15 protein-coding genes are annotated in these 18,202 nt (G+C 57.5%); 8 read left to right on the top strand and 7 right to left on the bottom strand.

All coding sequences use genetic code 11. From position 1 onward, the window contains the following. Positions 1 to 147: 147 nt before the first annotated feature. Positions 148 to 1,971 (bottom strand): ribosome-dependent GTPase TypA, encoded by a 1,824-nt coding sequence (typA, locus tag ACMGGK_RS24125; protein ID WP_004931243.1) that lies wholly within the window; start codon positions 1,969 to 1,971, stop codon positions 148 to 150. 369 nt (positions 1,972 to 2,340) lie between these two features. Here typA and glnA point away from each other — a divergent pair, with 369 nt between their 5' ends. The 4 genes from glnA to ACMGGK_RS24105 all read left to right on the top strand — a co-directional run bounded on the left by glnA (position 2,341) and on the right by ACMGGK_RS24105 (position 6,651). Next, positions 2,341 to 3,750 (top strand): glutamate--ammonia ligase, encoded by a 1,410-nt coding sequence (gene glnA / locus ACMGGK_RS24120; RefSeq protein WP_004931244.1) that lies wholly within the window; start codon positions 2,341 to 2,343, stop codon positions 3,748 to 3,750. A gap of 194 nt (positions 3,751 to 3,944) precedes the next feature. Next, on the top strand, positions 3,945 to 4,994 hold the full coding sequence (glnL, locus tag ACMGGK_RS24115; protein WP_004931246.1) for a nitrogen regulation protein NR(II): 1,050 nt from the start codon (positions 3,945 to 3,947) through the stop codon (positions 4,992 to 4,994). 8 nt (positions 4,995 to 5,002) lie between these two features. Continuing rightward, positions 5,003 to 6,415: a nitrogen regulation protein NR(I) gene (gene glnG, locus ACMGGK_RS24110; protein WP_015379452.1), complete on the top strand. Its 1,413-nt coding sequence runs from the start codon at positions 5,003 to 5,005 to the stop codon at positions 6,413 to 6,415. A gap of 113 nt (positions 6,416 to 6,528) precedes the next feature. Continuing rightward, the gene (locus tag ACMGGK_RS24105) at positions 6,529 to 6,651 is read left to right on the top strand and encodes a YshB family small membrane protein (RefSeq protein WP_004931250.1); all 123 of its coding nucleotides are present in this window, start codon (positions 6,529 to 6,531) and stop codon (positions 6,649 to 6,651) included. Between the two features lie 35 nt (positions 6,652 to 6,686). Here ACMGGK_RS24105 and hemN read toward each other — a convergent pair whose 3' ends face one another. Further along, positions 6,687 to 8,060: an oxygen-independent coproporphyrinogen III oxidase gene (hemN, locus tag ACMGGK_RS24100; RefSeq protein WP_420277386.1), complete on the bottom strand. Its 1,374-nt coding sequence runs from the start codon at positions 8,058 to 8,060 to the stop codon at positions 6,687 to 6,689. Between the two features lie 182 nt (positions 8,061 to 8,242). Continuing rightward, positions 8,243 to 8,785 carry a Der GTPase-activating protein YihI gene (gene yihI / locus ACMGGK_RS24095; RefSeq protein WP_420277384.1) on the bottom strand — a complete coding sequence of 181 codons (543 nt, stop codon included), beginning with the start codon at positions 8,783 to 8,785 and terminating at the stop codon, positions 8,243 to 8,245. A 734-nt stretch (positions 8,786 to 9,519) separates the two neighbouring features. Between yihI and yihA the strand changes: the two genes are divergently transcribed. Continuing rightward, positions 9,520 to 10,164 (top strand): ribosome biogenesis GTP-binding protein YihA/YsxC, encoded by a 645-nt coding sequence (yihA, locus tag ACMGGK_RS24090; RefSeq protein WP_004931258.1) that lies wholly within the window; start codon positions 9,520 to 9,522, stop codon positions 10,162 to 10,164. A 517-nt stretch (positions 10,165 to 10,681) separates the two neighbouring features. Here the strand turns inward: yihA and polA are convergent. Further along, entirely contained in the window at positions 10,682 to 13,480 is a 2,799-nt protein-coding gene (polA, locus tag ACMGGK_RS24085; protein ID WP_143779423.1) for a DNA polymerase I, read from the bottom strand. Positions 13,481 to 13,977: 497 nt separating this feature from the next. Between polA and ACMGGK_RS24080 the strand changes: the two genes are divergently transcribed. After that, entirely contained in the window at positions 13,978 to 14,874 is an 897-nt protein-coding gene (locus ACMGGK_RS24080; RefSeq protein WP_028128069.1) for an acyltransferase, read from the top strand. Between the two features lie 41 nt (positions 14,875 to 14,915). Here the strand turns inward: ACMGGK_RS24080 and dsbA are convergent, their stop codons facing one another. The 3 genes from dsbA to ACMGGK_RS24065 form a co-directional block, all read right to left on the bottom strand. Next, the gene (dsbA, locus tag ACMGGK_RS24075) at positions 14,916 to 15,539 is read right to left on the bottom strand and encodes a thiol:disulfide interchange protein DsbA (RefSeq protein ID WP_004931264.1); all 624 of its coding nucleotides are present in this window, start codon (positions 15,537 to 15,539) and stop codon (positions 14,916 to 14,918) included. Between the two features lie 29 nt (positions 15,540 to 15,568). Further along, positions 15,569 to 16,555 (bottom strand): serine/threonine protein kinase, encoded by a 987-nt coding sequence (locus ACMGGK_RS24070; RefSeq protein ID WP_420277381.1) that lies wholly within the window; start codon positions 16,553 to 16,555, stop codon positions 15,569 to 15,571. A gap of 98 nt (positions 16,556 to 16,653) precedes the next feature. Beyond that, a complete protein-coding gene (locus ACMGGK_RS24065) occupies positions 16,654 to 16,923 on the bottom strand; it encodes a YihD family protein (protein WP_004931268.1) in 270 nt (89 codons plus the stop codon). A gap of 148 nt (positions 16,924 to 17,071) precedes the next feature. Here ACMGGK_RS24065 and mobA point away from each other — a divergent pair, with 148 nt between their 5' ends. Together mobA and mobB are read left to right on the top strand one after the other, a co-directional pair. Beyond that, complete coding sequence (mobA, locus tag ACMGGK_RS24060; protein ID WP_420277379.1) at positions 17,072 to 17,662, top strand: molybdenum cofactor guanylyltransferase MobA; 591 nt, start codon at positions 17,072 to 17,074, stop codon at positions 17,660 to 17,662. After that, positions 17,659 to 18,177 (top strand): molybdopterin-guanine dinucleotide biosynthesis protein MobB, encoded by a 519-nt coding sequence (mobB, locus tag ACMGGK_RS24055; protein WP_049299555.1) that lies wholly within the window; start codon positions 17,659 to 17,661, stop codon positions 18,175 to 18,177. The genes mobA and mobB overlap by 4 nt, the downstream gene beginning before the upstream one ends. Positions 18,178 to 18,202: the final 25 nt, after the last annotated feature.

Here is an 18,202-nt window from a genome sequence, read left to right as displayed (position 1 = left end):
GGTGAGATTTCACTGTAGCGGGAAAAGGAACAGCTGAACAGGGAGCGAACGGAAAAGCGCATAGCGCGCCGCACAAACGGGGAACAACAGAGGAAAAAACTCAGGGCGCGAGAACCGCGCCCTAAGCATGAGACACTCAATCAGCGATTAAGCGTCTTTTGGACCGCGGCTGGCACGCTTACGATCGTTTTCCGTCAGGTGACGCTTACGGATACGGATCGAGGTTGGCGTCACTTCTACCAGTTCGTCGTCATCGATGAACTCCAGAGCTTGCTCCAGGGTCATTTTGATGGCCGGAACCAGGGTAGTCGCTTCGTCAGTACCGGAAGCACGCATGTTGGTCAGCTTCTTACCGGTCAGGCAGTTTACGGTCAGGTCGTTGGAACGTGAGTGAATACCGATGATCTGGCCTTCATACACTTCCGCACCGTGGCCCAGGAACAGCTTGCCGCGATCCTGCAGGCCGAACAGCGCGAACGCGACCGCTTTGCCCTGGCCGTTGGAGATCAGCACGCCGTTCTGACGCTGGCCCACTTCGCCCGGACGCACGTCGTCGTAGTGGCTGAAGGTGGAGTACAGCAGACCGGTACCCGAAGTCATGGTCATGAATTCGTTACGGAAGCCGATCAGACCGCGGCTTGGGATCACGTAGTCGAGACGCACGCGGCCCTTACCGTCCGGATCCATGTTTTTCAGGTCGGCTTTACGCTCGCCCATCGCCTGCATCACGGAACCCTGATGCTGCTCTTCGATATCCAGCGTCACGTTCTCGAATGGCTCCTGCTTGCGGCCATCGATTTCGCGGAAGATAACTTTCGGACGGGAAACCGCCAGCTCGAAACCTTCACGGCGCATGTTTTCGATCAGCACCGACAGGTGCAGCTCGCCACGACCGGATACGCGGAAGGCGTCCGCATCGTCGGTTTCTTCAACGCGCAGCGCCACGTTGTGCACCAGCTCTTTGTTCAGACGGTCAAGGATCTGACGCGACGTCACGTACTTGCCTTCTTTACCGCAGAACGGCGAGGTGTTGACGTTGAAGAACATGGTGACGGTCGGTTCGTCGACGGACAGCGCCGGCAGCGCTTCTACGGCGTTGGTGTCGCAGATGGTGTCGGAGATGTTCAGCTCGCCCAGGCCGGTGATGGCGATGATGTCGCCCGCTTCCGCCAGGGTGCTGTCGATACGCTCCAGACCCAGGTGACCCAGCACTTTACCCACTTTACCGTTGCGAGTTTTGCCTTCGCTGTCGATGATGGTGACCTGCTGGTTCGGCTTCACTTTACCGCGCTTGATGCGGCCGATGCCGATAACGCCCAGGTAGTTGTTGTAGTCCAACTGGGAGATCTGCATCTGGAATGGCGCTTCCAGCTCAACCTGCGGCGCAGACACGTGGTCGACGATCGCCTGATACAGCGGGGTCATGTCTTCCGCCATGTCGGTGTGGTCGACGCCGGCGATGCCGTTCAGCGCAGAAGCGTAGATGATCGGGAAGTCGAGCTGCTCGTCGGTCGCATCGAGGTTCACGAACAGGTCGAACACCTGATCCACAACCCAGTCAGGGCGCGCGCCAGGGCGGTCAACCTTGTTGATGACCACGATCGGCTTCAGACCATTGGCGAAGGCCTTCTTGGTCACGAAGCGGGTTTGCGGCATAGGGCCATCCATTGCATCCACAACCAGCAGCACCGAGTCAACCATCGACATCACGCGCTCTACCTCGCCGCCGAAGTCGGCGTGTCCTGGGGTATCCACGATGTTGATACGGTAACCGTTCCAATTAATGGCGGTGTTTTTTGCGAGGATGGTAATCCCACGCTCTTTCTCCAAATCGTTGGAGTCCATTACGCGTTCGGTGGCTTCCGCACGCTCTCCGAAAGTACCGGATTGTTGCAGCAGCTTATCAACCAGGGTGGTTTTACCATGGTCAACGTGGGCAATAATGGCGATGTTACGCAAATTTTCGATCACAGCTTTGCCTCGGGCATTAGAAATAGCGCGCTATTGTACACGTATTAAGCGAGGGACTAAACAAGATCACAACCATCTCTTATAAACAACCGCGTACCGGTCAGTTTGTGATCCCTTTCACGGTGCAAAAAGCCGCAATCGTTGCACTTTTGCACCATTTCAGTGCCCTCGCTCGCTCCAATTGCACCATTTCGGTGCAATTTATCACTGATGGTGCATACTGGGGTTGGGTAAAACCCGCGCAGAAAGGCGATGAAAGCCTTTTTTAAAAGTTGGCACGCTTTTCGCTTTAGTCTTTTCAAGGCGAAAAAAGCCAGTTCCACAGATTCGTTCCACGACGACGACAATGATAAACCGGGAGAGTTAAGTATGTCCGCTGAACACGTTTTGACGATGCTGAATGAGCATGAAGTGAAATTCGTAGACCTGCGTTTCACTGACACCAAGGGTAAGGAACAGCACGTGACTATCCCGGCTCACCAGGTAAACGCCGACTTCTTCGAAGAAGGTAAAATGTTTGACGGCTCCTCTATCGGTGGTTGGAAGGGCATCAACGAATCTGACATGGTGCTGATGCCGGACGCCAGCACGGCGGTTCTGGATCCATTCTTCGAAGAACCTACGCTGATCATTCGCTGCGACATTCTCGAGCCGGGCACCATGCAAGGCTATGATCGCGACCCGCGCTCCATTTCCAAACGCGCCGAAGACTTCCTGCGCTCCTCCGGCATCGCGGACACCGTGCTGTTCGGGCCAGAGCCTGAGTTCTTCCTGTTCGACGACATCCGCTTCGGCAGCAGCATCCGCGGTTCCCACGTGGCGATCGACGATATCGAAGGCGCCTGGAACTCCGGCACAAAATACGACGGCGGCAACAAAGGCCACCGTCCGGCGGTGAAAGGCGGTTACTTCCCGGTTCCACCGGTCGACTCTTCGCAGGATCTGCGTTCCACCATGTGTCTGACCATGGAAGAGATGGGCCTGGTGGTTGAAGCGCACCACCACGAAGTGGCGACCGCCGGTCAGAACGAAGTGGCGACCCGCTTCAACACCATGACCAAGAAAGCCGACGAAATTCAGATCTACAAGTACGTAGTGCACAACGTGGCGCACGCCTTCGGTAAAACCGCGACCTTCATGCCGAAGCCTATGTTCGGCGACAACGGTTCCGGCATGCACTGCCATATGTCGCTGTCCAAGAACGGCACCAACCTGTTCGCCGGCGACAAATACGGCGGCCTGTCTGAAACCGCGCTGTTCTACATCGGCGGCATCATCAAGCACGCCAAGGCGATCAACGCGCTGGCCAACCCGACCACCAACTCGTACAAACGTCTGGTGCCGGGCTACGAAGCGCCGGTGATGCTGGCTTACTCCGCCCGTAACCGTTCCGCGTCCATCCGTATCCCGGTGGTCGCCAGCCCGAAAGCGCGCCGCATCGAAGCCCGCTTCCCGGATCCGGCGGCTAACCCATACCTGTGCTTCGCCGCGCTGCTGATGGCCGGCCTGGACGGCATCATCAACAAGATCCACCCTGGCGACGCCATGGACAAAAACCTGTACGACCTGCCGCCGGAAGAAGAAGCCGAGATCCCAAAAGTGGCCGGCTCGCTGGACGAGGCGATGGCCGCACTGAACGAAGACCGCGAGTTCCTGACCCGCGGCGGCGTGTTCACCGACGATGCGATCGATGCCTACATCGAACTGCGCAAAGAAGAGATGGACCGCATTCGCATGACGCCACACCCGGTCGAGTTCGAACTGTACTACAGCGTCTAAGCTCTACCCGCGCCGTCTGCCCTGGCGGACGGCGCCCACAATTTTTGTTATCGCTTTTTTGTTGCCGTGGAAACTTTCAGCCCATCTTCGGATGGGTTTTTTTCTCCACCGTATTTTCTGCAAAACTATTCCATACCGTGTCGATCCCGGATGGAGTAGGATAGATGCACTAAAAAGGTGCAGGAGTCTGCTGTATGGCAACTGGCAAGCTGCCCGATGCTGGGCAGATCCTCAATTCACTCATCAACAGCATCCTGCTGTTGGATGACTCACTGGCGGTTCACTACGCCAACCCGGCGGCACAGCAGCTGCTGGCGCAAAGCTCCCGCAAGCTGTTCGGTACGCCGCTGCCCGATTTGCTCGGTTATTTTTCGCTGAACGTCTCTTTGATGCGCGAAAGCCTGCGCGCCGGGCAGGGCTTCACCGATAACGAAGTGACCCTGGTGGTCGACGGCCGCGCGCATATCCTTTCCCTGACCGCTCAGGCGCTGCCGGAAGGCTATATCCTGGTCGAACTGGCGCCGATGGACAATCAGCGCCGCCTGAGCCAGGAACAGCTGCAGCATGCCCAACAGGTGGCGGCCCGCGATCTGGTGCGCGGTTTGGCGCACGAAATCAAAAACCCGCTGGGCGGCCTGCGGGGCGCGGCGCAGCTGCTGGCCAAGGCGCTGCCCGATCCGGCGCTGACCGAATACACCAAGGTGATCATTGAGCAGGCCGATCGGCTGCGCAATCTGGTGGATCGCCTGCTCGGGCCGCAACGGCCCGGCCAGCACATCACCCAAAGCATCCATCAGGTCGCGGAGCGCGTCTGCCAACTGGTGTCGCTGGAAATGCCGGATAACGTCACGCTGGTGCGCGACTACGATCCGAGCCTGCCGGAAATGGCCCACGATCCGGATCAGATAGAACAGGTGCTGCTGAACATCACCCGCAATGCGCTACAGGCGTTGGGCGAGGCGGGCGGCACCATCACGCTGCGCACCCGCACCGCGTTTCAGATTACGTTGCACGGCACCCGCTACCGACTGGCGGCGCGCATCGACGTCGAAGACGACGGCCCCGGCGTGCCGGCGCAGCTGCAGGACACGCTGTTCTACCCGATGGTCAGCGGCCGTGAAGGCGGTACCGGCCTGGGATTATCCATCGCCCGCAATCTGATCGATCAGCATTGCGGAAAAATTGAATTCAACAGTTGGCCAGGTCATACCGAATTCTCGGTCTACCTGCCCATTCGTCAGTGAGGTTTGCAATGCAACGAGGGATAGTCTGGATCGTCGATGACGATAGCTCCATCCGCTGGGTGCTTGAGCGCGCGCTCACCGGCGCGGGCCTGAGCTGCGCCACCTTCGAAGGCGGCAATGACGTGCTGGAAGCCTTGGCCACGCAAACTCCCGACGTGCTGCTGTCCGATATCCGCATGCCGGGCATTGATGGTCTGGCGCTGCTCAAGCAGATCAAACAGCGTCACCCGATGCTGCCGGTGATCATCATGACCGCGCATTCGGATTTGGACGCCGCCGTCAGCGCTTATCAGCAAGGGGCCTTCGACTACCTGCCGAAGCCGTTCGACATCGACGAAGCGGTGGCGCTGGTCGAGCGCGCCATCAGCCATTATCAGGAACAGCAGCAGCCGGTGCGCAGCCAGCCAGCCAGCGATCCGGCGGCGGACATCATCGGCGAGGCGCCGGCGATGCAGGACGTGTTTCGCATCATCGGCCGGCTCTCGCGTTCGTCGATCAGCGTGCTGATCAACGGCGAATCCGGCACCGGTAAAGAGCTGGTGGCGCATGCGCTGCACCGCCACAGCCCGCGCGCCAAATCACCGTTCATCGCCCTGAACATGGCCGCTATTCCCAAGGATCTGATCGAGTCCGAGCTGTTCGGCCACGAGAAAGGCGCCTTCACCGGCGCTAACCAAATCCGCCAGGGGCGCTTTGAACAGGCCGACGGCGGCACGCTGTTCCTCGACGAGATCGGCGATATGCCGCTCGACGTGCAAACGCGCCTGCTGCGGGTGCTGGCGGACGGCCAGTTCTACCGGGTCGGCGGCTATGCGCCGGTGAAGGTCGACGTGCGCATCATCGCCGCCACGCACCAGAACCTGGAGCTGCGGGTACAGGAAGGCAAGTTCCGCGAGGATCTGTTCCACCGCCTGAACGTGATCCGCGTACACCTGCCGCCGCTGCGCGAGCGCCGTGAAGACATCCCGCGGCTGGCGCGCCACTTCCTGCAGATCGCCGCCAAAGAGCTGGGCGTCGAGGCCAAGAACCTGCATCCGGAAACCGAAACCGCGCTGACCCGCCTGCCCTGGCCGGGCAACGTGCGCCAGTTGGAGAACACCTGCCGCTGGCTGACGGTGATGGCCGCCGGCCAGGAAGTGCTGATTCAGGATCTGCCGGGTGAGCTGTTCGAAACCGCCGCGCCGGAGAGCCCCAGCCACAGTCTGCCGGACAGCTGGGCCACGCTGCTGGCGCAGTGGGCCGATCGCGCGCTGCGTTCCGGTCATCAAAACCTGCTGTCGGAAGCCCAGCCGGAAATGGAGCGCACGCTGCTCACCACCGCCCTGCGCCACACCCAGGGGCACAAACAGGAAGCCGCGCGCCTGCTGGGTTGGGGGCGCAATACCCTCACCCGCAAGCTTAAAGAGCTGGGCATGGAATAGGAACGGGGATGGATGATGAAAAACGCAGTCCGGCGCACAAAAAAACGCCAACCGCAGGCTTTACAGCCGGTGCGGGCGCAGTATGATCGTGTCGCACACTCTGGAGGTTGACGATGCTGGACTCGTTCATCGCATTCATTTCTCAGGGCGCGGAGCTGGGCTCCGCCGCCAGCCACACTCCGCAGGCGGCGGTCGCCGCGGTGCTGTGCGCCGCGCTGATTAACTTCTTCAGTTAAAAAAAACAGCCGCATCAGCGGCTGTTTTTTCATCCTCAGATCACCCGAGAGAACTGCTGGCTGCGCGCCTGTTGCCGCAGATAGCGGTCGAAACACATGCAGATATTGCGGATCAGCAGACGCCCGCGCGGCGTAACGCGAATGCCCTGCTCATCGCGCTCCACCAGCCCATCGCGTTCAAACGGCGCCAGCAGCTGCAGGTCTTCGGCGAAATAGGCGGTGAAATCGATGCCGTATTGCCGTTCGAGCGGCTGATACGCCAACCGGAAGTTGCAGATCAGCGTTTTGATCAGATCGCGCCGCAGGCAATCGTCATCCGTCAGCGCCAGCCCGCGCCACAGGGCGTTGCCCTGCGCAGATACGCTGTCATAGTAATGCTTCAGCTCTTTCTGGTTCTGCGCATAGCTGTCGCCGAGCATGCTGATGGCCGACACGCCCAGCCCCAGCAGATCGCTGTCGCCCTGGGTGGTGTAGCCCTGGAAATTGCGGTGCAGCTTGCCTTCGCGTTGGGCGATCGCCAGCTCGTCGTCCGGATGTGCAAAGTGATCCATACCGATGAACTGATAGCCGGCGTCAGTCAGGAACGCGATGCTCTGCTGCAAGATATCCAACTTCTGCTGCGCGCTGGGCAGATCGGCGTCTTTGATTTTGCGCTGGGCGGCGAACAAATTCGGCATATGCGCGTAGTTGAACACGCTGAGGCGATCGGGATTCAGTTCGGCCACCCGTTGCAGCGTGAAAGCGAAGCTTTCCGGCGTCTGTTTCGGCAGGCCGTAGATCAGATCGATATTGGTCGAGCGAAAGCCCAGCGCTTTGGCCCGTTCGATCAGAGCGAAGATGAAGGCTTCGTCCTGCTCGCGGTTGACCAACTGCTGCACCTGCTTGTTGAAATCCTGCACCCCCATGCTCAAACGGTTAAAGCCTTCGGCGCGTAAATGATCGAGCACATCCAGCTCTATCTCGCGCGGATCGACTTCGATCGACATCTCCGCATCGGGCAGAAAATCAAAATGTTCGCGCAGCAGCGCCACCAGCCGGCTGATTTGCGCTTTGTCCAGGTAGGTTGGCGTACCGCCGCCCCAGTGCATCTGGCCAACCTTGCGGCCGGCGAACAGCGACGCACGGCTGGCGATCTCTTGCGCCAAAACGTTCAGGTATTCGTCGGCCTTGTGCGTCTGGCGCGTCACCAGCTTGTTGCAGCCGCAGAAATAGCACAGCTTATGGCAGAAAGGGATATGCACGTACAGCGACAGCGGCCGCTCAGGGTAGCGCGCCGCGGCGCGTTGAAACGCCGCTTCGTCGTAGCGCTGGTTAAACTCCAGCGCCGTGGGGTATGAAGTATAACGCGGCCCTGAGTAGTTATATTTTTGGATCAGGGCCAAATCCCAGACAATCGTCTGCTCTGACATGCTCACTCCTTCCGATATCTTTTTCTACCGGGCCGGGAGAGGGGCGGTTGTCTGCGCTGTCTGGCCACGGAAGCGCTGCGAAAACGCGCTTTGCGCTTAGACAGCCGCCATAGTTTACCGAATAACCACAGCAGATAACACATCAAGAGTAGGGCTATTGTCGGGATCAGCCACATGGCGCGTTAAAAGGCGTCTTTCGGGTTGCCGCCTTTCAGCAGCTTCAGAATATCTTCCTGCTTCTCTTCTTCTTGCTCGTCGTCTTCATCGCCCAGCTCGATGCCCAGCACGTCCATCAGCACATCGATACGATCCAGCGTCTTATCGACATACGCCTGTTCTTGCGCGTTCAGCGTTTCGCCATCGTCGATGCGATCCAGCAGCGCGTTCAGGCGTTCGTCATTTTCGAGCTTCGCCAGCTCTTCTTCCGGCGACAGGCGCGGTTTCGCTTCGGCCTTTGGCTTCGGCTGCGGTTTGGCCTTCACTTTGGTTTCGTCGACCACCAGCGCAACCGGCACTTTACTGCCGATACGCGGATCTTTGGCTTCCGCCGCCGATTTGTTTTTTTGGCTGCCGGACTCAACCTGGGTGCGTGAACCGGAAGCGTGGCCGCGGCGCTTTTTCAGGCGTTTGCGCTCGCGCGCTTCCTGATCGAGCTCCATACGGCTTTTCTTTTTCGTTTTTGACTTCGCCGCGCTGCCGCGAGGTGCTTTTGATGGCTGGTTCATAGCGTGTGCTCTTAGGTATGTAGATTCAGTATAGAATTGCGGCGGAATCTAGCAGAAAGCGGACAAAGAAAAAGGCGGCAGGTTAAACCTGCCGCCTATTTCGCACCTTCTTGCGAAGGGTATTCCTGTTACGCGCTCCTTGCGCACATGCAACATCCCGGTTTTTCCTTCTGCTATAACCGCATTCCCTGCCACTACGTCCTTCATCCTGAAAGGAAAATCGTCCATGGCGCAATCCATTCGCATCCGCTCTTCCCGAGCGTGCTTCCTGCGGGCATCCAAACTGCCGATACTTCACCATCCGATGTGCCTGCCGCCTATTCCGGTGCGAAAGGGTCACTTCCTTTTGCGTTCATCCTGGCACTCATTGCACGCCCTGTGCATTCCCTGAGATTTGTCATCCTTCCCGGATGTTCCCTAATCCTGCGCAACCCTGCGTTAACGAGTACTTTACGTTATTGTTGCGAAGGCTCAAGGCACCTGACGCCGATTTGACTGACATTTCCACACAACGAAAAAACAACACATTGTTTTTTAAAATAGAAACAGAAATATCGCTTTCGAATAAAGCGACATTACCCGCGATTCGAATGGCAAATGTCTCACAACATACGGTCGGCATAACTGCCGTTTTATCGCGCCCCGCCGCTTAAAAACGGAGAAACACGCCATTTTTACCGCTGATGCAGTTATAATCGCCAACCAGTTAGCCATCCTCACGGAGACGAAAAATTTTGACCAGCAAGAACTACAACTATCATGTGACCCATTTCGTCACCAGCGCACCCGATATTCGCCATCTGCCGGGGGATGCAGGAATTGAAGTCGCCTTTGCCGGCCGTTCCAACGCCGGTAAATCCAGCGCGCTGAATACGCTGACCAATCAAAAAAGCTTGGCGCGCACCAGTAAGACGCCGGGGCGCACCCAGCTGATCAACCTGTTCGAAGTGGAAGACGGCATTCGTCTGGTCGACCTGCCGGGTTATGGCTACGCCGAAGTGCCGGAAGAAATGAAGCGCAAATGGCAACGCGCGCTGGGCGAATACCTGCAGATGCGCAACAGCCTGAAAGGGCTGGTGGTGCTGATGGATATCCGCCATCCGCTGAAAGATCTCGACCAGCAGATGATCCAATGGGCGGTCGACGTCGGCACGCCGGTGCTGGTGTTGCTGACCAAGGCCGACAAGCTGGCCTCCGGCGCACGCAAGGCGCAGCTCAACATGGTGCGTGAAGCGGTGCTGCCGTTTATGGGGGATATCCAGGTCGAAGCCTTCTCATCGCTGAAAAAGATCGGCGTCGACAAGCTGCGCCAGAAGCTGGACACCTGGTTTAACGAGATCCCGCCGGAAGTGCTGCCGGAAGAGGACATCGGCGAATAAGCCCTGATCGCACGTTTGAGCCGATGCCTCGCCGCATCGGCTTTTTTATGCCCGCAGATCGGCCGCAGGCGGGATTTTTCGTTATCTAATTACATTTTTGAAATAAAGCCATCATAAAGACTTATTGCCAAAACGGGCTTGTCTCGCCGAATTACGCGGATTGAGGGAGCGGAAGCTGAAATGAAAAGCGGAGCCGAGCGATAGGAAAAACGTATGGTTTGCTGCTGTTTTTACAATAAAAAACGCCCCAGTCAATACTGACTGGGGCGGCTAAATATTCAGCCAAATCCGATTACGTGAAGTAAAAGGTCTGAAAGATAGAACATCTTACCTCTGTACCCTACGCCTGTAACTCTACATCATTTTTTCGCAGGGAAAAAGAATTTTTTGTAGTTTACTTACACAATTTGCGGCGCAAGAACGGCGAAGTTGGGGAAACTATCGCCGCATCTTGTAGCTTAATTACGAAAAGTGCTTAGCTTCTCGCCAGTTAGCGCATACGGCGATAACCCGGCGATCAGTGCGCCTCATCCCAGTTCATGCCGACGCCCACATCGACCTTCAGCGGCACCGCCAGCGTCATGCTGCCTTCCATCAGTTGGCGGATGCGCTGGCTGGCTTCATCGATCACCGATTCGTGCACCTCGAACACCAATTCATCGTGCACCTGCATGATCGCGCGCACCAACGGCTTCTCCTGCCCCTGCAGCCAGGCGTCGACCTCGATCATCGCACGCTTGATGATATCGGCCGCCGTGCCCTGCATCGGGGCGTTGATGGCGGCGCGCTCGGCCGCCTTGCGGCGCATGGCGTTGCTGGAGCGGACGTCCGGCAGATACAGACGGCGGCCGTCCAGCGTGCTGACATAGCCCTGCTCGGAAGCCTGCTGACGGGTGCGCTCCATGTAATCCAGCACGCCCGGGTAACGTTCGAAGTAGAGATCCATATAGCGCTGGGCTTCCCCACGCGGGATCCCCAGCTGACGCGCCAGGCCGAAAGCGCTCATGCCGTAAATCAAACCAAAGTTAATCGCCTTGGCGCTGCGGCGCTGCTCGCCGGTCACTTTATCCAGCGGCACACCGAAGACTTCCGACGCCGTGGCGCGGTGAATGTCTTTCCCTTCGGCAAAGGCCTTCAGCAGCCCTTCATCCTGTGACAGATGCGCCATGATGCGCAGCTCGATCTGCGAGTAGTCGGCCGCGACGATGCGGTAACCTTCCGGCGCAATAAAGGCCTGGCGAATGCGCCGCCCTTCTTCGTTGCGCACCGGGATGTTCTGCAGGTTCGGATCGCTCGAGGAGAGGCGGCCAGTGGCGGTCACCGCCTGATGGTACGAGGTATGCACCCGGCCGCTGACCGGATTGATCATCAGCGGCAGCTTGTCGGTATAGGTGGTCTTCAGCTTCGCCAGGCCACGGTATTCCAGGATCACCTTCGGCAGCGGGTAGTCCAGCGCCAGCTCGGCAAGCACCTCTTCGTTAGTGGACGGCGCCCCGCCCGGGGTTTTCTTCAGCACCGGCAGCTTTTGTTTTTCGTACAGGATCGCCTGCAGTTGCTTGGTCGACGCCAGGTTGAACGGCTCTTCCGCCAGCTCGTGGGCCTGCGCTTCCAGCTCAGCCAGACGCTTGGCCAGCTCTTGGGAATGGGCCGACAAAATGGCCGGATCGATCAGCACCCCGGTGCGTTCGATATGCGACAGCACCGGCAGCAGCGGCATTTCAATCTCATTGAATACCGTCAGCAGTTCCGCGCTCTGTTTCAGCTGCGGCCACATCGCCAGGTGCAGCTGCAGCGTGACATCGGCGTCTTCAGCGGCGTAAGGCGCCGCCTGCTCCAGCGCGATCTGGTTGAACGTCAGCTGGTTTTTGCCCTTGCCGGCGATCTCTTCAAAGGTGATGGTTTTGTGGCCCAGATAACGATCGGCCAGGCTGTCCATATCGTGACGGCCGCCGACGCTGTCCAGCACATAGGACTCCAGCATGGTGTCGTAGGCGATGCCGCGCATCTCGATGCCGTAGCGCGCCAGCAGGCTCATGTCGAACTTCAGGTTTTGCCCGACCTTGAGCGCCTTCTCGTCCTCCAGCAGCGGCTTGAGCGCTTCCAGCACATAAGCGCGATCCAGCTGCGTCGGCGCATCCAGATAATCGTGCGCCACCGGCAAATAAGCCGCTTCGCCCGGCGCGATCGCGAAGGACAGGCCGATCAGGTTGGCGGTCAGGGTATCCAGACCGTCGGTTTCGGTATCAAAGGCAAACACGTCAGCCTTTTTCAGCCGCGCCAGCCAGTCGGTAAAGGTCGCTTCGTCCAGGATAGTGACATACCCATCCTGGGACAGCTTGGCTTCCGCCAAGGCTTTCGGCGCTTCCACGGCGGCAGCCGGTTTGGCGGCGCCGGCAGCTTTCACGCCCGCGCCTTTCTTGTGTTCCAGCCAGACGCCGGCTTCCACGTCCGCCAGCCAGCGTTTGAACTCGTACTGTTTGAACAGCTGTTGCAACGTGTCGACATCCGGCGCGGAGACCGTCAGGTCCGCGCAGGTCAGATCCAGTTCGACGTCGGTTTTGATCGTCGCCAGTTTATAGGAGAGGTACGCGACCTCTTTGTTCTGCTCCAGCTTGGCCGCCATGGTTTTGGCGCCGCGGAAGCTCAGCGTGGCGATGTTCTCCAGATTACCGTACAGCGCATCCAGCCCGCCGATACCCTGCAGCAACGCCTGGGCGGTTTTCTCGCCCACGCCCGGTACGCCGGGAATGTTGTCCGATGAATCGCCCATCAGCGCCAGGAAGTCGATGATCAACTCCGGCGGAATGCCGTACTTGTCGCACACTTCCTGCGGACCGAGGATCGTGTTGTTCATGGTGTTGATCAGGGTGACGTTCGGCGTCACCAGCTGCGCCATGTCTTTGTCGCCGGTGCTGATCAGCACCGCATGGCCGGCCTTTTCGGCCTCCAGCGCCAGCGTACCGATAACGTCGTCCGCCTCAACGCCGGGCGTCACCAGCAGCGGCAGGCCCATCGCCTTGACCATGCTGTGCAGCGGCTCGATCTGCGCGCGCAGATCGTCCGGCATCGGCGGCCGGTGTGACTTGTATTCAGCGAAGAGATCATCGCGGAAGGTCTTCCCTTTGGCATCAAACACCACGGCAACGTGGCTCGGTTGATACTGCAGCAGCAGGCTGCGCAGCATATTCAGCACGCCGTACATCGCGCCGGTCGGCTCGCCCGCCGAGTTGGTCAGCGGCGGGAAGGCGTGATAAGCGCGGTAGAGGTAGGAGGAACCGTCAACCAGGATTAGTGGGTTTTCTGCAATCTGGGCCATAGCGTTTCTTTATCGTGATCGGACATAGGGGTAAGCATGCCATAGCTGGCCGTCGGAGACGAACCTTAGCGTGCATCGCGGACGAAAATGATGTGATTGTGTGCGAGGATCCGCAAGATCTTACCTGTGGATAACTTTGTGCATAGAAAAGAGACCGAATTATAACGCTGCGATTATCGTTATAACGGCGAATAAAATTCCTATTTAAATCACCGCGTTAAAAGAACGAATTCCGGCGACGCTTTATTATTGGCTTTTATTGGATTTGTGGATATAACTTTCGCCGGATTTTAATCGCACTATTCATCAAATTCGGCGCCTCAATTACCATAGCACAAGCTGGACAAGTTGCACGAAAACTCAGCAACTGGTTATCCGATGAGACGAAAAACAGTGATTTTTAGCGGCGCTTTACCCCGGCGATTTCTGTTAAAATGCGTTTTTGTTCATGCGTTTTGGCATGCAACGATGTTCCCAACAACCGTCAGCCCATAATCATGCCAAGATTGTTAACGCCTGTTATCTTTATCATTTCCGTCATACTTACCATTCTGGTGACGGTGTTGTGCTCCATCCCCATCACGCTGGCCGGCATCGTGAAACTCCTGGTGCCCATTCCCGCCGTCTGGCGATATATCTCGGCTTTCGCCGATTTCATGATGTGGTGTTGGTGCCAAGGGTTGGCGCTGTTATTGCGCATTAACGGGCAATTGCGTTGGGATATTGAAGGGCTGGAAGGGCTGGACCGCAAAAACTGGTATCTGCTGATCAGCAACCACGAAAGTTGGTCGGACATTGTCGTACTGTGCGTGCTGTTCAGAAATCATATTCCAATGAATAAGTATTTTCTCAAACAACAGCTCGCCTGGGTGCCTTTTGTCGGCCTGGCCTGCTGGGCGCTGGATATGCCATTCATGAAGCGTTACTCCCGCGCCTATTTGCTCAAGCATCCGGAAAAGCGCGGCAAGGATATCGAAACGACGCGCCGTTCCTGCGAAAAATTCCGCCAGCGTCCAACCACCATCGTCAATTTCGTCGAGGGTTCACGCTTCACCGAAGCCAAGAAAATTAAAAGCAATTCGCCGTATCGCAATTTGCTGGCGCCTAAAGCCGCCGGCATCGCGTTTACGCTCAGCGCGTTGGGCAATCAGTTCGACAAAGTATTGAACGTTACTCTGCTCTATCCGGAAAATAACCAACGGCCTTTTAGGGATATGCTGTGCGGGCGGCTGACGCGTATCGTGGTGAGAATAGAGACGCTGCCGATCGATGAAACCCTGCACGGGGACTACTTCAACGACAAGCAGTTCAAGCGGCGCTTCCAGCTGTGGCTGAATACGCTATGGCAGGAAAAAGATCGGTTGCTGGATAAATTGAAACGGCAATATGGATAAAAAAACGCCGGCGATGCCGGCGTTTTCGCATGGGGTCTGGCTTATTTCTGCTGGCTGAGGAATTTAACCACATCGGCGAACTGCTTCACGTAAGCGTCCATCGAGCTGGTGTCCAGGCCATCGTTCTTAACCATGTATTTGCCGTTGACGAATACCGCCGGCACGCCGCGCAGCTGCAGATCTTCTGCGGCTTTCTCTTGTTGAACCACCAGAGATTTCACCACGAAGCTGTTCCAGGCCGCATCATAATCTGCTGCGGTCACACCTGCTTTCACGAAGACATTACGGATATCATCCGGCGTTTGCACGGTCTGGGTTTTCTGCACCGCTTCAAACATCAGCGGGCTCACCTTGTCTTCCACGCCCAGCGCCATCGCCACCGCCCATGCCTGAGTCAGCTGTTTGCCCAACGGCCCCAGGAATTCAACGTGGTACTTGGTCATTTTGGTGCCGGCAGGCAGCGCTTTCTTTACGTTCTCAGACACATGATAGACCTGCTCGAACTGGTAGCAGTGCGGGCAGTAGAAGGAGAAGAACTCCAACACCTGCGGCTCGCCGGTCACCGGTTTGTCCAGAGTCACATACTGAGCGCCATCGCTAAACTGTGCCGCCGAGGCACTGAATGCCATCACCATGCCAACGAGCGCCAACCATATTTTTTTCATAAGACTAAACTCTCCATTGTGTTAAAGCTTCAATACATTGGCGTCAGCTGCAGAGGGGGCTCCTGCAACAGCTTAACCTGTTCGGTGAAGGCCGCAGTCTGAGACAACCAGAAATCAGACTCCGCCATCCACGGAAAACTCTTAGGGAAGGCCGGATCCTGCCAGCGGCGAGCGACCCAGGCCAGGTAATACACCATGCGCATCGCCCGCAGTGGTTCAATCAACGCCAGCTCGCGCTGATCGAACTCGGCAAATTCGCTATACGCCTCCAGCAAGACATCCAGCTGCATCAGTTGATCGCGACGTTCGCCGTGCAGCAACATCCACAGATCCTGCACTGCCGGGCCGTTGCGCGCGTCATCAAGATCGACGAACAGCGGGCCATCGCGCCACAGAATATTGCCCGGATGGCAATCACCGTGCAAACGGCGCGGCTGCCAGTTCAGATGCCAGTGCGACTTGATCGCCGCAATCAGATTATCCGTCTCCTGCAGGAACGCGTCATGCTGCGTTGCCGGTAGCAGCTCGCAATCGGCCAGCACCTGGCGCGGGGCGGTGAGGTACTCTTCAATCCCCATCGTTGGCCGCTCGGCGAACAAACGCTCACCGCCGACCTGGTGGATACGCCCCAGAAAACGGCCCACCCATTCCAACTGATCCAGATTGTCTATCTCGTATTGCCGGCCCCCCACGCTGGGGAACAGGGCAAAGAAAAAGCCGCCGTGCGTATGCAGCGTAGCGCCTTGCAGCGCCAACGGCGCCACCGCCGGGATCTCCGCGCCGGCCAGATCCAGAGCGAACTGATGTTCCTCACCGATCTGTGCGGCGCTCCAGCGCTCCGGGCGGTAAAACTTCACCACGTAGCGCCGGCGATCTTCGTCCATAAACTGATAGACACGGTTCTCGTAGCTGTTCAGCGCCGTCAGGCCGGAATCGACGCGCAGGCCAACTCCTTCTAGCGCGTCCATAATCAAATCGGGCGACAGGGTGTCGAAATTAAAAGCAGAGTTATTCATAACGTTCGTTTGATCGCTGACAGCACGGTGCCGGGAATGAGAAATAGTAGCATTAATGGCGCATTTCACGCGCTATGCTTTCTCGCACCGCACGAGGATCAATCCTTGATAACGCCGCGAGCGCGCAGCAGCGCCGTCTTAAAATCTTCTTCGTAATCTTTCTTCAGACCCGGGATCTGATCCGTGCCGGCGCTACCGCGCATTTTCAGGTGATAAATGAGAATGTCGTCGCTCAGTTCGGACAACTCGCCCTGGAAGCCCGCTTCCTTCGCCAGCTTTTGCAAAAACTGCATCAAATTGAGATCGGGATCTTCCTGCCAGGCCGGGTGCAACAGCTCGATCAACTCGTTTACGCGATGCGTTTTCATCTCAATATCGTCCAATAGCATGAATAAACTCACAAAGTAACAGGCTTACCCACGCAGTGAAAGAACCGGCTTGTCAATAAAGGTAAATCCTGATGTCACGTCTGCTTTAGCGCTACAATCAGCCCATCGACAAGGCGGGATAAACGAGATGCATAAAGAAATCAGCGGCGTCATTTTGGCCGGCGGACGGGCCACGCGCATGGGCGGTGAAGACAAAGGCCTGGTGTCGATTGGCGGGATCGCACTCTATCAACACGTATTGGCTCGGTTACGGCCGCAGGTGACTTCCATCGTCATCAGCGCCAATCGCAATCAGGCATGTTATCAGGCGAGCGGTTTGCCGGTGATTGGAGATCTGACGCCCGATTTCGCCGGGCCGCTGGCCGGCATGCTGGCCGGGCTCAAGCAATCTTCCAGCGAATGGGTGGCCTTCGTCCCTTGTGATGTCCCCGACGTTCCCGCCGACTTAGTCGCTCAGCTATGGCAGCAAAAAGGCGCGGCGCAGGCGGCCTTTGCCAGCGATGGCGAACGTGATCACCCCACCCTGGCGTTACTGCATAGCCAAATAGCGCCGCAGCTGGCCGACTATCTGGCGCGCGGTGAACGCAAGCTGATGCTGTTCTTACATCAAATTGGCGCACAACGCGTAGTGTTCAGCGGGCAACAAGCGGCATTTCATAACCTGAATACGCCGGCAGACTGCCGACATTGGCAACAAACACGAGAGCTAAAGAAATGAATCCTGTATTGCCCCCCTTGCTGGCCATCGGCGCTTACAGCGGTACGGGGAAAACCACCCTGCTCAAACAGCTGATCCCGTTGCTGAAACAGCGCCAGATACGGGTTGGGCTGATAAAGCATACGCACCACGATATGGATGTGGATACGCCGGGTAAAGACAGCTATGAGCTGCGTAAAGCGGGCGCAGACCAAACGCTGGTCGCCAGCGATCGGCGTTGGGCATTAATGACCGAAACGCCGGAGCAACAACCGTTGGATCTGCATTATCTGGCGGGGCGCTTTGACGCCGATAAGGTCGATTTGATCCTGGTGGAAGGGTTCAAACATGAACCGGTCAGCAAGATCCTGCTTTATCGGGCCGAGATCGGCAGACCGTTGGAAGATATGCTGGATCAGTTTGTTATAGCGGTAGCCAGCGACCGATCGCTATCCATCACGGTTAAGCAGCTGGATCTCAACCGACCGGAAAGCATCGCCGACTTTATTGTCGAGTGGTTGAAAGGCGCAGCGTAGCTGCGCTTTTTGACGTTTTACGCAT

The organism is Serratia sp. BNK-33-b, from assembly GCF_048684565.1.
Classification (GTDB): Bacteria; Pseudomonadota; Gammaproteobacteria; order Enterobacterales; family Enterobacteriaceae; genus Serratia; species Serratia marcescens.
The sequence above is the reverse complement of the archived record's forward strand: the minus strand, read 5'-3'. Positions and strand labels throughout refer to the sequence as shown.

What these genes read in the sequence shown, in the direction of transcription:
- glnL (WP_004931246.1), top strand. Translation starts at nt 3,945, where the DNA reads ATGGCAACTGGCAAGCTGCCCGATGCTGGGCAGATCCTCAATTCACTC.
- ACMGGK_RS24080 (WP_028128069.1), top strand. Translation starts at nt 13,978, where the DNA reads ATGCCAAGATTGTTAACGCCTGTTATCTTTATCATTTCCGTCATACTT.
- ACMGGK_RS24105 (WP_004931250.1), top strand. Translation starts at nt 6,529, where the DNA reads ATGCTGGACTCGTTCATCGCATTCATTTCTCAGGGCGCGGAGCTGGGC.
- mobA (WP_420277379.1), top strand. Translation starts at nt 17,072, where the DNA reads ATGCATAAAGAAATCAGCGGCGTCATTTTGGCCGGCGGACGGGCCACG.
- glnG (WP_015379452.1), top strand. Translation starts at nt 5,003, where the DNA reads ATGCAACGAGGGATAGTCTGGATCGTCGATGACGATAGCTCCATCCGC.
- yihI (WP_420277384.1), bottom strand. Translation starts at nt 8,785, where the DNA reads ATGAACCAGCCATCAAAAGCACCTCGCGGCAGCGCGGCGAAGTCAAAA.
- hemN (WP_420277386.1), bottom strand. Translation starts at nt 8,060, where the DNA reads ATGTCAGAGCAGACGATTGTCTGGGATTTGGCCCTGATCCAAAAATAT.
- ACMGGK_RS24065 (WP_004931268.1), bottom strand. Translation starts at nt 16,923, where the DNA reads ATGAAAACGCATCGCGTAAACGAGTTGATCGAGCTGTTGCACCCGGCC.
- glnA (WP_004931244.1), top strand. Translation starts at nt 2,341, where the DNA reads ATGTCCGCTGAACACGTTTTGACGATGCTGAATGAGCATGAAGTGAAA.
- mobB (WP_049299555.1), top strand. Translation starts at nt 17,659, where the DNA reads ATGAATCCTGTATTGCCCCCCTTGCTGGCCATCGGCGCTTACAGCGGT.
- ACMGGK_RS24070 (WP_420277381.1), bottom strand. Translation starts at nt 16,555, where the DNA reads ATGAATAACTCTGCTTTTAATTTCGACACCCTGTCGCCCGATTTGATT.
- polA (WP_143779423.1), bottom strand. Translation starts at nt 13,480, where the DNA reads ATGGCCCAGATTGCAGAAAACCCACTAATCCTGGTTGACGGTTCCTCC.
- dsbA (WP_004931264.1), bottom strand. Translation starts at nt 15,539, where the DNA reads ATGAAAAAAATATGGTTGGCGCTCGTTGGCATGGTGATGGCATTCAGT.